Origin of the sequence: Aeromonas lacus (assembly GCF_000764665.1) — a bacterium.
Classification (GTDB): domain Bacteria; phylum Pseudomonadota; class Gammaproteobacteria; order Enterobacterales; family Aeromonadaceae; genus Aeromonas; species Aeromonas lacus.
Window position 1 is genome coordinate 21692 of the sequence record NZ_JRGM01000179.1, and the last position, 13342, is coordinate 35033.

Here is a 13342-nt window from a genome sequence, read left to right on the forward strand (position 1 = left end):
TCTCAAGCCCGCAACCCAGGGATTACTCCCTCATTAAGAGATGACATTCGCTATGGCCGATAAATTAACCCAGCTGAAAGCCCTGACCACTGTTGTTGCCGACACCGGCGATATCGAAGCGATCAAACGCTATCAGCCCATCGACGCCACCACCAACCCCTCTCTGGTTCTGAAAGCCTCCGAGATCCCCGAGTACGCACCGCTGATCGAAGACGCCATCAAGTGGGCCAAATCCCAGAGCCAGGACAAGGCACAGCAAATCATCGACGCGGGCGACAAGCTGGCAGTCAACATCGGTCTGGAAGTGCTGAAGATCGTTCCGGGCCGTATCTCCACCGAAGTGGATGCCCGTCTCTCCTTCGATACCGACGCCAGCATCGCCAAGGCCCGCAAACTGATCCGTCTCTACAACGAAGCCGGTATCAGCAACGACCGCATCCTGATAAAACTGGCCTCAACCTGGGAAGGGATCCGTGCCGCCGAAGTGCTGGAGAAAGAGGGTATCCAGTGCAACCTGACCCTGCTGTTCTCCTTCGCCCAGGCCCGCGCCTGTGCCGAAGCCGGCGCCTTCCTGATCTCCCCGTTCGTGGGTCGCATCCTCGACTGGTACAAGGCCAAAAATGGCCGTGATTACACCGCCAGTGAAGATCCGGGCGTGGTCTCCGTTACCTCCATCTACAACTACTACAAGCAGCACGACTACCCGACCGTGGTCATGGGCGCCAGCTTCCGCAACACCGGTGAGATCCTGGAGCTGGCAGGCTGCGACCGCCTGACCATTGGCCCGGCCCTGCTGGAAGAGTTGAGCAAGGCTGAAGGCGCGGTGGTACGCAAGCTGGACTACACCGGTGAGCGCAAGGCCAAACCGACCCCGATGACCGAGGCAGAATTCCGCTGGGAGCTGAACCAGGACGCCATGGCTCACGAGAAGCTGGGCGAAGGTATCCGCATGTTTGCCATCGACCAGGGCAAGCTGGAAACCATGCTGGCTGGCCGCCTGTAATCGGTTAATTTTTCTACGAAAAACCGGGCTCCCCCAGGGGAGCCCGGTTTTTTTGTACCCGACTTTTAGCACGGTCATAGAGCTGTAACGAAAACGTTTTATTTTTAACCTCGTTATGTTATACGGATGGTGAAAACGATAAAAACCAAGGAGGGAGCCATGGAAATGTTCAACTTCGATTATGACGAGGTAGTTGAGCTCGGTTCACGTAGCCGCGGGACAACGGGAAAAAAACGCAAATGGCGCGAGATTGAGGCGTTGAAAGACAAGCACCGCCTGCAGAAGGAGCTGCAATCAATCGATATCGCCTATGAAGGTCTGACCGACGAGATTGAGCTGTAATCGAGTCAATCTTGGCAAAAGCGCCCCGCTCACCCGGGGCGCTTTTTTGTTGCCTCCAACCAGTGCTCAGAAACACGCCTGACTGCTTGTTAAAGGGCCATAAAACAAAAGCCCCCGTATCGACGGGGGCTTGGTGCAGAGCAGAGCAAGTGGACTTAGCAGTAGCCGTAGCCCAGCAGACGCTGGTAACGCTGCTCCAGCAGCTGCTCGCTATCGAGCGGGCGCAGGGCATCCAGATCCTGCTTGATGCGCGCCTTGAGGTTTTTGGCCATCTTGGCGACATCGCGGTGAGCGCCACCAAGCGGCTCCTCGACGATGGAGTCGATGAGCTTGAGCTCTTTCAGGCGCTGGGCAGTGATGCCCATGGCATCGGCCGCCACGGAGGCCTTGTCGGCACTCTTCCACAGGATGGAAGCACACCCTTCCGGCGAGATGACGGAGTAGGTGGAGTACTGCAGCATGTTGACGCGGTCACCCACGCCGATAGCCAGTGCGCCGCCGGAGCCGCCTTCACCGATCACGGTGCAGACTACCGGCACGGTCAGACCGGCCATCACTTTCAGGTTGCGGGCAATCGCTTCGGACTGGCCACGCTCCTCGGCACCCACGCCCGGGTAGGCGCCCGGAGTGTCGATAAAGGTGATGATCGGCATCTTGAAGCGCTCGGCCATCTCCATCAGGCGCAGGGCCTTGCGGTACCCTTCCGGGCGCGGCATGCCGAAGTTGCGCTTGATCTTCTCCTTGGTCTCGCGACCCTTCTGGTGACCAATCACCATCACCGGCTCGCCGTCGAGACGGGCGATACCGCCGACGATGGCCTTGTCGTCGGCATAGGCGCGATCGCCAGCCAGCTCGTCAAAATCGGTGAAGATATGCTCGAGGTAGTCGAGGGTGTAGGGGCGCTGGGGATGACGCGCCATCTGGGATACCTGCCAGGCACCCAGATCACCGAAGATCTTCTTGGTCAGCTCTTCGTTTTTCTTCTCCAGCCGATGGATCTCGTCTTTAAGATCCACGGCACGATTGCCTTCACTCACATGCTTGAGTTCATCAATCTGCGCCTGCAACTCGGCAATCGGCTGTTCAAAATCCAGAAAAAGACTCATAGGGCCTTAGAACCTCTAATCAAAAACCAACTCGACCCGCTCTCGCCCAAGCAGGACGCGCAAGTCATCTAACAGTTGATCGGTGGGCGTCACCCGCCACTCGGTACCGAGCGTCAATCGCACCCGGGAACCGGGGCGACGATAGTTTACCTGAACCGGACAGACTCCGGCACGGGCGGGCTCCAAAATCTCGCACAAACGCGGAAAAAAACGATCATCGATACGCTGTTCATCAAGGGAGATGCGAATTGCTCTGGCAAAACGCTCCCTCGCATCGTTGATATCCAGTAATTCACGGGCCGACATTTTAAGGCCACCGGAGAAGTCATCAAAGCTGACCTGTCCAGAAACCACCAAAATACGGTCTTTTTGCATCAACTCTTCGTACTTTTCCAGCGCTTCGCTGAAAAGTGTCACATCCAGACGGCCGGAGCGGTCGTCCAAAGTGAAGATCCCCATCTTGTTGCCGCGCTTGGTCACCATGCTGCGGGCGGCAATCACCAGCCCTGCCGCCGTGGTTACCGTATCGCGGGAAGTAGGATGCAGGTCGCACAGGCGACCCGAGGTATAACGACGCAGTTCGCCGCTGTACTGGTTGATAGGGTGACCGGTGAGATAGAGCCCTAGGGTCTCGCGCTCCCCTTCCAGCCACACCTTGTCAGGCCAGTGCGGCACATTGGCGAACGCCTTCTTGACGTCGTCAATCTCCTCGGTGAGCACGCCGAACATGTCGACCTGCCCCACCGCCTGCGCCTTGGCGTGCTGCTCGGCGGCGCGCATCGCCTCCTCCAGGGTCGCCATCAGGGCGGCGCGGTGGGGGCCGAGCCGATCCATGGCGCCGGAGAGAATAAGCTTCTCCATCACCCGCTTGTTGAGCTTCTTGATGTCGACCCGGTTGCAGAAGTCGAACAGATCGCGGAACGGGCCGTCCCGATCCCGAGCGTCCAGAATCGCGTCGATGGGGCCTTCACCGACCCCTTTCACCGCGCCGATACCGTAGACGATGTGACCGTCTTCATTGACGCTGAAACGATAGCGGCCGGTGTTCACGTCCGGCGGGATCACGGTCAGCCCCATCCGCTGGCACTCGTCCACCAGGGTCACGATCTTGTCGGTGTTGTCCATATCGGCGGTCATGACCGCCGCCATGAACTCGGCCGGGAAGTGAGTCTTGAGCCAGAGGGTCTGGTAGGAGACCAGCGCATAGGCAGCGGAGTGCGACTTGTTGAAGCCGTAGCCCGCAAACTTCTCCACCAGATCGAAGATCTTCATCGCCAGTTCGCCGTCGACGCCATTCTTGATGGCGCCCTCTTCGAAACCGGCCCGCTGCTTGGCCATCTCCTCGGGCTTTTTCTTACCCATCGCCCGGCGCAGCATGTCCGCGCCACCGAGCGTGTAGCCCGCCAGCGTCTGGGCAATCTGCATCACCTGCTCCTGATAGAGGATGATGCCGTAGGTGGGCTCAAGGATGGGCTTGAGGCTCTCGTGCTGCCACTTTTCGTCCGGATAGGAGATGGCTTCATTACCGTGTTTACGGTCGATGAAGTTATCCACCATGCCTGACTGGAGCGGGCCCGGTCGGAACAGGGCCACCAGTGCAATCATGTCTTCGAAGCAGTCGGGCTGCAGCCGCTTGATGAGATCCTTCATGCCGCGGGATTCAAGCTGGAATACCGCTGTGGTCTCGTAGCGCTGCAGCAGGTCGAACGAGCGCTTGTCATCGATTGGGATGGCGGCGATGTCGACCGGCGGCTTGCCCTCTTTGGCAAGACGCGGGTTAATCATGCCGAGCGCCCAGTCGATGATTGTGAGCGTTCGCAGACCCAGGAAGTCGAACTTCACCAGACCGGCGTATTCCACGTCGTTCTTGTCGAACTGGGTGACCGGGTGATGACCCTCGTCATCGCAGTAGAGCGGCGCAAAGTCGGTGATCTTGGTGGGCGCGATCACCACGCCACCGGCGTGTTTACCGGCATTGCGAACTACCCCTTCGAGCCGGCGGGCCATGTCGATGAGGTCTTTGACCTCCTCATCCTGCTCGTAGAGCTCGGGCAGCTTGGGCTCGGCCTCGAACGCCTTGGCCAGAGTCATGCCGGGATCCGGCGGAATGAGCTTGGAGATGCGATCGACAAAACCGTAGGCGTGACCCAGCACCCGGCCCACATCCCGCACCACCGCCTTGGCAGCCATGCTGCCGAAGGTGATGATCTGCGACACCGCCTCCCGGCCATACATGTCGGAAACGTGCTCGATCACCTCGTCGCGCCGATCCATACAGAAGTCGACGTCGAAGTCGGGCATGGATACCCGCTCGGGGTTGAGGAAACGTTCGAACAGCAGGTCAAATTCCAGCGGGTCGAGGTCGGTGATCTTGAGGGCGTAGGCCACCAGAGAGCCTGCACCGGAGCCACGGCCCGGGCCAACGGGGATGCCGTTGTCCTTGGACCACTGGATAAACTCCATCACGATGAGGAAGTAACCCGGGAAGCCCATCTGGTTGATCACTTTCAACTCGATGTCGAGACGCTCGTCATACTCGGGACGGCGCTCGGCCCGCACCGCCGGATCCGGGAACAGGAACTCGAGACGCTCTTCCAGACCCTCTTTCGATTTGGCCACCAGAAAATCTTCGGTGGTCATATCGCCGGTCGGGAAGTTGGGCAGGAAGTATTCGCCGAGACGCACCGTCACGTTGCAGCGCTTGGCGATCTCCACCGTGTTCTCCAGCGCTTCCGGGATGTCGGCAAACAGCTCGCACATCTCCTCCTGGCTGCGCAGATACTGCTGCGGGCTATAGCGACGGGGACGGCGCTTGTCCATCAGGGTATAGCCATCGTGGATGGCGACCCGGATCTCGTGGGCGTCGAAGTCATCGGCGTTGAGGAACACCACCTCGTTGGTCGCCACTACCGGCAGCGCGAACTCGGTGGCAATCGCCACCGCCATGTGCAGATAGACTTCCTCGTCGGAGCGGCCGGTGCGCAGCAGCTCGAGGTAATAGGCATCGGGGAAGTGGGTCTGATAGAAGGCGACGCACTGCTCGGTCATCTGGCGGTTGCCCTTGAGCAGGAACTTGCCAACATCCCCCTCGCGCCCGCCGGAGAGCACGATCACCCCCTTGGCGTGTTCGGCAAGCCAGGCCTTGTCGATGACCGGACGCCCCTGCACATGGCCGCGCTGATAACCGCGGGAGATGAGCAGAGTGATGTTCTGGTAGCCCTCGTTGTCCATGGCAAGCAGGGTGAGGCGGAACTGCTCATCACCGAGTTCCTCGCTCTGCACCCAGAAGTCGGCCCCGACGATGGGTTTGATCCCCTTGCCGTGGGCGGCACCATAGAAGCGCACCAGACCGCACATGTTCATCTGGTCGGTCAGGGCAATCGCCGGCATGTTGTCGGCCGCGGCAGCCCCGACGATCGGGTTGATCTTCTGCAGTCCATCCACCATGGAGAAGTCGGTGTGGACTCGCAAATGGATAAAACGGGGGTCAGCCATCGTCATGCCCTCTCATTACGCAAGCAGAACCAGCCAAGGCAGAAATCGTTCAGACAGATCCGCATGGATTATTCGAGCCCCAGTGCGCGGCGCACCGGCTTGAAGCTTTTGCGATACTCCGGCAGCGGGCCGCGCTCGGCCAGAATGGCGAGGTGCTCTGCAGTCGGATAACCCTTGTGGCGGGCAAAACCGTACTCGGGATGACGGCTGTCCAGCTCGGTCATCTCCGCATCACGGGTCACCTTGGCGAGGATCGAGGCGGCGCTGATGGCGGCCACCAGACTATCGCCCTTGACCACGGCGCGCGCCTCCATCGGCAGAGCCGGGCAGCGGTTGCCATCGATAAAGACCAGCTCGGGCGTCACCTTCAGCCCCGCCACGGCACGCTGCATCGCCAGCATGGTGGCATGCAGGATGTTGAGCTCGTCGATCTCCTCCGGAGTGGCTCGGCCGATGGCGAAGGCCAGCGCCTTCTCCCTGATCTCGTCAAACAGGGCGAGGCGCTTCTTCTCGGAGAGTTTTTTGGAGTCCGCCAACCCCGCGATCGGATTGGCCGGGTCGAGAATGACCGCGGCAGTGACCACATCGCCCACCAGGGGGCCACGGCCCACTTCGTCCACACCGGCAACCAGCTTGTCGTCAGGAATATCGATCATCATCTTGTAGCCTTGAATCAAAACAGGCCCCGCAGGGCCTGACGTCGCGTTGGCACAGCCCCTGCGGCCGCCCGGGCACTATCTGCCGAGCAGCTCTGCTACCGCCTCGGCAGCCTGCAGATCGGCGTTGCAGCGAATGAGTTGATGGAGCTCGGTGAAGGTGTTGACCAGCGCACTGTTGTCGTGCTCGAAATACTTGCTCACCTCTTCCACCAGATTCTCCGGGGTGCATTCGTGCTGGATCAACTCCGGCACCAGCATGCGACCGGCGAGCAGGTTGGGCAGGGAGACAAATTCGGTCTTCACCAACCGCTGGGCCAGCCAGTAGCTGAAGGGCTTGAGCTTGTAGCCCACCACCATAGGCTTTTTCACCAGCATGGCTTCGAGCGCCGCGGTACCGGAGGCGAGCATCACCACATCGGCGGCGATCATCGCCTCGCGCCCCTGCCCTTCCAGCAGCACCATCTCGAGATCCGGTGCCACTTCAGCCTTGATGGCCATGAACTGCTCACGCCGTTTCTGGTTGACCAGCGGCACGATAAAACCGAGATCCGGATAGCGTACCGTCAGGTGTTTGCACGCCTCGAGAAACAGGGGGGACATAAAGCCCACTTCCGCCGTGCGGCTGCCCGGCAGTACCGCCAGCCAGCGGCGGTTGGCATCGATGCCCAGCTGGCGACGCACGGCGGCCTGATCCGGCACCAGCGGAATGTCATCCGCCATGGTGTGGCCGACAAAACGGCAAGGGGCCTCGAAACGGTCGTAAAAAGCTTTCTCGAACGGCAGGAAGGCGAGCACCATGTCGGTGGCGGCCTTGATCTTGTGAATGCGGTTCTGACGCCATGCCCACACCGAGGGGCTGACATAGTGAACCGTCTTGATACCGGCGCGGCGCAGTTTCAGCTCCACCCCGATATTGAAATCCGGTGCATCCACGCCGATGAAGATATCGGGCGGATTGGCAATAAAGTGGCGCAGCAGTTCGCGACGAACCTTGAGGATACGCGGCAGACGCCCCAGCACCTCGGTGATCCCCATGACGGAGAGCTCTTCCATCTCGAACAGGGCCTTGACGCCCAGAGCCTGCATGCGCGGCCCGGCGATCCCTTCGAACTGTGCATCCGGGTAGCGGACTTGCAGCTCGCGCACCAGACCGGCAGCCAGAATATCGCCGGAGACTTCTCCGGCGACGATACCGATACGAACCGGATCAGGCACGGATGATCCCGCGCTCGTTGTCTTTGAGGAAGTCCACATAGAGCTGGACGGCCGGTTCGGTTTGCGCCATCTCGATCAGCACCGGCAGCACCTCTTCGATGGTCTTGCCAGAGCGGAAGATCTCTTTGTAGGCACGCTTGACGGCAGAGATGGCCTCCGCGCTGAAACCGCGGCGACGCAGACCTTCGGAGTTGACCCCGAACGGCTTGGCGTAGTTGCCGGCAGCCATCACGTAGGGCGGCACATCCTTGTTCAGGGCGGCGCAGCCACCGACGAAGGCGTGGGAGCCAACGCGGCCGAACTGGTGAATGGCAGAGAGACCACCGAAGATCACGAAATCGCCGATCACCACGTGGCCCGCCAGGGTCGCGTTGTTGGCGAAAATGCAGTTGTCACCGATGATGCAGTCGTGGGCAACGTGAACGTTGACCATGAACAGGTTACCGCTGCCCACCTTGGTCAGGCTCTGATCCTGAATGGTGCCACGGTGTACGGTGCAGTTCTCGCGAAAGACGTTGTTGTCGCCAATCTCGAGGAAAGTGCGCTCGCCGGCGTACTTCTTGTCCTGGCAATCCTCACCGATGGAAGTGTGCTGGAAGATCTTGTTGCCACGACCAATCTTGGCCGGCCCCTTGATCACCACGTGGGAGCCCACCCAGGTGTTGTCGCCGATTTCTACCTCGGCGCCGATGACAGAAAAGGGGCCGATTTCAACCCCTTTACCGATCACGGCAGACTCATGGACGATAGCAGTATCGTGAATGGTGGCAGTCTGGTCGATCACGTGTGTTAAACCTCGCGTTTGGCGCACATCAGCTCGGCGGTACAGACCACTTCACCATCGACGGTGGCGACACCGGTGAACTTGGCAATACCGCGACGCTCTTTCAGGAACTCCACGTCGAGCACCAGCTGGTCACCGGGGCCGACTGGACGCTTGAAGCGAGCGTTGTCGATTGAGGCAAAGTAATAGAGTTCATTGGGGGACGGCTTGCCCACCATGGTAAAGGCCAGGATACCGGTGGCCTGTGCCATCGCTTCCAGGATCAGTACGCCCGGAAACACCGGCTTGGCCGGAAAGTGCCCCTGGAAGATCGGCTCGTTGAAGGAGACGTTCTTGATGGCGCGCAGGGTTTTGCGCTCATCGCTGATCTCGTAGTCGTCTACACGATCCACCATCAAAAACGGATAACGGTGGGGCAGCAGATCCATGATTTCCTGGATGCCCAGGCTCTTCTTTTCAGTAGTCAAAACAGTACCCTATACCAATCGTGATTATTCTTGATCCAGCTTCTTCTCAAGCTTGCTTAACCGCTTGTGCATCTCTTCGATACGCATCACCCGGGCGGCGGTCTTGCGCCACTCTTTATTGGTTTGCAGAGGGATGCCGGAAGAGTAGACACCGGGCTCGGTAATGGGTCGCATCACCATGGCCATACCGGTGACGGTGGCCTGGTCGCAGATCTCCATATGCCCGTTAAAGACGGAAGCGCCGCCAATGATACAGTATTTGCCGACCTTGAGACTACCTGCCATCACGGTGGAGCCCGCCACGGCAGTGCCGTAGCCGATCTCGACGTTGTGGGCGATCTGGCACTGGTTGTCGATGATGACGTTGTCAGCGATGCGGGTATCTTCCAGCGCACCGCGGTCAATGGTGGTACAGGCACCGATCTCGACCCGGTTGCCAATGGTCACACCGCCGAGCTGGGGGATCTTGATCCACTCGCCACGCTCGTTGGCATAACCGAAACCATCGGCCCCGATCACTGTGCCGGATTGAACCAGACAGTCGGTGCCCATGGTCACATTGTGATAGAGGGTGACGTTGGCCCACAGCCGGGAGCGGGCTCCCAGCCGGGTATGCTTGCCAACAAAACAGCCCGGGCCAATGCGTACATCGTCACCCAGCACTACGCCGGATTCGATCACTGCATTGGCGCCGATGGCCACTCTCTCGCCCAGTTGCACGTCAGCCGCGATAACGGCGCTAGGATGGATATCCGTGGCCGGCTGCGGGGTGGTGTCCAGCAGTTGGGCTACCCGGGCAAAACCCACGTAGGGATCCTTGAGCACCAGCGCATTGGTGGGACAGAAAGGGAGATCCGCCTCTGTGATGAGCACAGCAGTCGCCTTGCTCTGCTCCAGATAAGAGCGGTACTTCTTGTTGGACAGGAAGGTAATCTCACCCTCCCCGGCCTTTTCCAGTGTCGCTACCTTGCGGATTTCCAGGGTTCCGTCGCCATGGACCTGGGCCCCCAGTTGCTGGGCCAGCTGTGCGAGAGTAAATGCCATCAATTAGTTGCTCTTGCTTACCTGAGAAATAACCTGGCCGGAAATGTCCAGCTTGCTGGCGGCATACGGGGCGGCGTTACGCTCCAGCACCAGATCGTAACCATTGCTCTTGGCGATGGAGTCGATGGCAGCTTGCACCTTGGTCAGGATCTTGTTGCGCTCTTCAGACTGACGACGGCCGTTGTCCTGCTCGAATGCCTGGCGCTTCTGGTTAAACTCCATCTGCAGCTTGGCCAGCTTCTCCTGGCTCTGCTTCTTCTGCTCGGCGCTCATGAAGGCTTCATCCTTGCGGAACTTCTCGACCAGCTTCTGGCCTTCCTGTTCCAGCTTCTGCAGCTCGCGCATGCGCGGCTCGAATTCGCCTTTCAGCTTGGCGGCAACGGCTTCACGCTGGGGCAGCTTTTGGAAAACTTCGCCCATGTCGACCACTGCAATCTTGGTCTCAGCGAAGGCAGAACCCATGCCGGCAGCCATCAGTGCAAAGCTCAAACCAGCTACTTTCAACGCTTTATTCACACTTACTCCTTGTTCCCTCATGGCGAGGGCTACCTGATTTACCCGATTATGCAAGCGGCATTGACACCGTCTTGTTACCTGGTGAGGCACGCAAGCTGCGCGTCCCATCATTGAATACCCCCACCGCATGGGTGGGGGTGAAACACTCATCAGAAGGTACGGCCGATGTTGAACGAGAAGAACTCGGTACGGTCACCCTCATATTTCTTGATCGGCTTGGCCAGTGCGAATACCAGCGGGCCCATGGGCGAGAGCCACTGCAGGGAGACACCGGCAGAGACCCGGATGTTGCCCGGGCTGGAGTAGTCCTGGCTCAAGTAGTTGCAATCTGCCCCGGCGGCACAGGGGTAGGCACCATTGGCAAAATCGGTGCTCCAGACAGTACCGGCATCGATAAAGGCGGTAGAGCGGATCTGCGGACGGTAGGTCTCGGAGACGAACGGAGTCGGGAAGACCAGTTCGAACGAGGCCACAGCCAGCGCGTTGCCACCGACCGAGGTGTCGGAACCTTCGTACAAGCAAGAACCGTCAGCATTTGTCTGACAGGTCGGACTTTGTCCAGCAACAGTTGGCTTGTTATAGACCTTGTAGATCGCCTTGGGACCAATGGTATTGCTCTTGAAGCCACGCACCGTATCGAAACCACCAGCGTAGTAGTTTTCGAAGAAGGGGAGCATGGAGTCATTGCCATAGCCATTGCCGTAGGAGACGCGCCCCTTACCGATCATTACCCAGTTGTGATCCGCATCGAGCGGGAAGTAGTGGGCATCTTCGGCGGAGAGCTTGTAGTACTGCAGCTCCATGCCCGGCACAGTCACCTTGGCGTTGACCCGCTGGCGATCACCGGCAGTCGGGAACATCCCCTTGTTGAGGGTGGAGCGGGTCCAGCCTGCAGTCAGGTCGACAGTCACGAAGTCGAGGTTGGAGCCATCCTGCGAATAGAGGTTCCAGAACTGATCCATCTGCACCGACTGGCGATTGTCGTTCCATTGATCCCAGCAGTAGGTGTTGCCATTGGTATCCGGGTTGTCTTTCAGACACTCCTGATAGTTCTGGGCATTAAATGACGGACGGCTCAGCTTGGTGCTTTCAACACCGGTACTGAAGTCGAGACGGTTGAACTCGTTGACCGGGAAGCCGCTTGAGAGACGGAAACCGATGGTTTCGTTTTCGTAATCAACGATATCCGCATCATCGGCGCGGAACTGGTTGTAGTAGACCCGGCCACCCAGGCTGACGCCATCGACGGTGAAGTAGGGGTCGTTATAGCTCAGATCAACGTTCTTGGAGTAGTCGTTGGTACTGGCGTTGATGGCAACCCGCTTGCCGGTTCCCATGAAGTTGTCCTGGGAGATACCGGCCTGCAGACTCAGGCCCGATTCGGTACCGTAACCCACACCCGCGTTGATGGAGCCGGCTGGCTGCTCTTTGACCTTGAAGTCGAGATCGACCAGATCCTCGTTGCCCGGTACCCGCTTGGTATCCACTTCCACGCTCTCGAAGTAACCCAGGCGGTTGAGGCGGCTCTTGGACTGCTCGATGTTGTCGGAGGAGAGCCAGGTACCCTCCATCTGGCGCATCTCGCGGCGCAGCACCTGATCTTCGGTGGTGGCGTTGCCGGTGAAGTTGATGTTGCGCACGTAGACGCGCGGACCCGGCTCAACGTTGACGATGAGCTCGACTTCCTTGGTCTTGTCGTTGATCTGCGGGAAAGTGACCACTTTCGGATAGGCGTAACCATAACGACCGAGGAACTTGGAGAGCACCTCTTCAGTGTGGGTAACCTGGCTCGCAGAGTAGGTGCTGCCCGCTTCGATGGGGATGAGCCCCTTCATCTCGCCGCCGCGGTCGATCAGATCGCCCTTGAGCTGGACGCCGGAGACCTTGTACTGATCCCCTTCCTTGATGTTGAGGGTGACGTAGACGCCCTTCTTGTCCGGGGTCATGGAGACCTGAGTGGACTCCTGCTGGAAGCGGATATAACCGCGGTCCATGTAGTAGGAGCGCAGGGTTTCGATATCACCGGCCAGCTTCTGCTTCTGATAGCGCTGATCCGCGGTGAAGTTCCACCAGGGCACCTCGTCACGCAGGGAGAGCTGGGCGATCAGCTTGTCTTCCGGGAAGACGCTGTTGCCGACGATGTTGATCTGCTGGATCTTGGCGGCCTGACCTTCGACGAAGGTGAACTTCAGGTCGACCCGGTTGCGCGGCAGCGGAGTGACAATGGCCTTGACCTTGGCGGAGTACTTGCCCACGCCATAGTAGAAATCTTCCAGCCCTTTTTCGAGGGAGGTAAGCACGGTGCGATCCAGCGGGTCGCCGACACGGATGCCGGAGGACTCCAGACTCTGAGTCAGCTGCTCCTCTTTGATATCCTTGTTGCCGGAGAACTCGATACTGGAGATGGTCGGACGCTCCTTGACCATCACCTGCAGCACCTGACCATCGCGATAGACCTTCACATCCTCGAAGTTGCCCGAGGAGTAGAGCTTCTTGATGGCATTCGCCAATGCGACGGAGTCGACAGAGTCGCCAACCCGGATCGGCAGGTTCAACAGTGCCGCACCCAGGGTCACCCGTTGCAAACCTTCGACCTGGATATCTTGCACCACAAAAGAGGCAGGGGCCGCCTGGGCCAGGAAACTGGCGCCCAGCAGGCAACTCAACACCAATGCTTTTTTAACAGCCATTTTGTTCTTATGTGTCCTTGT

General features: G+C 59.2%; 11 protein-coding genes. 2 read left to right on the plus strand and 9 right to left on the minus strand.

Annotation, left to right across the window (positions count from 1 at the left end):
- The first annotated feature begins 52 nt into the window (after positions 1 to 52).
- On the plus strand, positions 53 to 1003 hold the full coding sequence (gene tal / locus LG31_RS0119580; RefSeq protein WP_033116083.1) for a transaldolase: 951 nt from the start codon (positions 53 to 55) through the stop codon (positions 1001 to 1003).
- Between the two features lie 159 nt (positions 1004 to 1162).
- Positions 1163 to 1345, plus strand: coding sequence for a DUF3545 family protein (locus LG31_RS0119585; protein ID WP_005338547.1), 183 nt, complete (start codon positions 1163 to 1165; stop codon positions 1343 to 1345).
- 155 nt (positions 1346 to 1500) lie between these two features.
- Here the strand turns inward: LG31_RS0119585 and accA are convergent, their stop codons facing one another.
- The 9 genes from accA to bamA form a co-directional block, all read right to left on the minus strand.
- Complete coding sequence (gene accA / locus LG31_RS0119590; protein ID WP_033116084.1) at positions 1501 to 2451, minus strand: acetyl-CoA carboxylase carboxyl transferase subunit alpha; 951 nt, start codon at positions 2449 to 2451, stop codon at positions 1501 to 1503.
- Between the two features lie 15 nt (positions 2452 to 2466).
- A complete protein-coding gene (gene dnaE, locus LG31_RS0119595) occupies positions 2467 to 5946 on the minus strand; it encodes a DNA polymerase III subunit alpha (protein ID WP_033116103.1) in 3480 nt (1159 codons plus the stop codon).
- Between the two features lie 68 nt (positions 5947 to 6014).
- Positions 6015 to 6605, minus strand: a complete 591-nt coding sequence (rnhB, locus tag LG31_RS0119600; protein ID WP_033116085.1) for a ribonuclease HII — start codon at positions 6603 to 6605, stop codon at positions 6015 to 6017.
- 75 nt (positions 6606 to 6680) lie between these two features.
- Positions 6681 to 7820, minus strand: a complete 1140-nt coding sequence (gene lpxB / locus LG31_RS0119605) for a lipid-A-disaccharide synthase (protein WP_033116086.1) — start codon at positions 7818 to 7820, stop codon at positions 6681 to 6683.
- Entirely contained in the window at positions 7813 to 8604 is a 792-nt protein-coding gene (lpxA, locus tag LG31_RS0119610) for an acyl-ACP--UDP-N-acetylglucosamine O-acyltransferase (RefSeq protein ID WP_033116087.1), read from the minus strand. Before lpxA ends, lpxB begins: the two co-directional genes overlap by 8 nt.
- A gap of 5 nt (positions 8605 to 8609) precedes the next feature.
- The gene (gene fabZ, locus LG31_RS0119615) at positions 8610 to 9071 is read right to left on the minus strand and encodes a 3-hydroxyacyl-ACP dehydratase FabZ (RefSeq protein WP_005338559.1); all 462 of its coding nucleotides are present in this window, start codon (positions 9069 to 9071) and stop codon (positions 8610 to 8612) included.
- 24 nt (positions 9072 to 9095) lie between these two features.
- Positions 9096 to 10115 carry a UDP-3-O-(3-hydroxymyristoyl)glucosamine N-acyltransferase gene (gene lpxD, locus LG31_RS0119620; RefSeq protein ID WP_033116104.1) on the minus strand — a complete coding sequence of 340 codons (1020 nt, stop codon included), beginning with the start codon at positions 10113 to 10115 and terminating at the stop codon, positions 9096 to 9098.
- Positions 10116 to 10118: 3 nt separating this feature from the next.
- The gene (locus LG31_RS0119625; protein WP_033116088.1) at positions 10119 to 10631 is read right to left on the minus strand and encodes an OmpH/Skp family outer membrane protein; all 513 of its coding nucleotides are present in this window, start codon (positions 10629 to 10631) and stop codon (positions 10119 to 10121) included.
- Positions 10632 to 10780: 149 nt separating this feature from the next.
- Positions 10781 to 13321: an outer membrane protein assembly factor BamA gene (gene bamA, locus LG31_RS0119630; RefSeq protein WP_033116089.1), complete on the minus strand. Its 2541-nt coding sequence runs from the start codon at positions 13319 to 13321 to the stop codon at positions 10781 to 10783.
- Between the last annotated feature and the right edge of the window lie 21 nt (positions 13322 to 13342).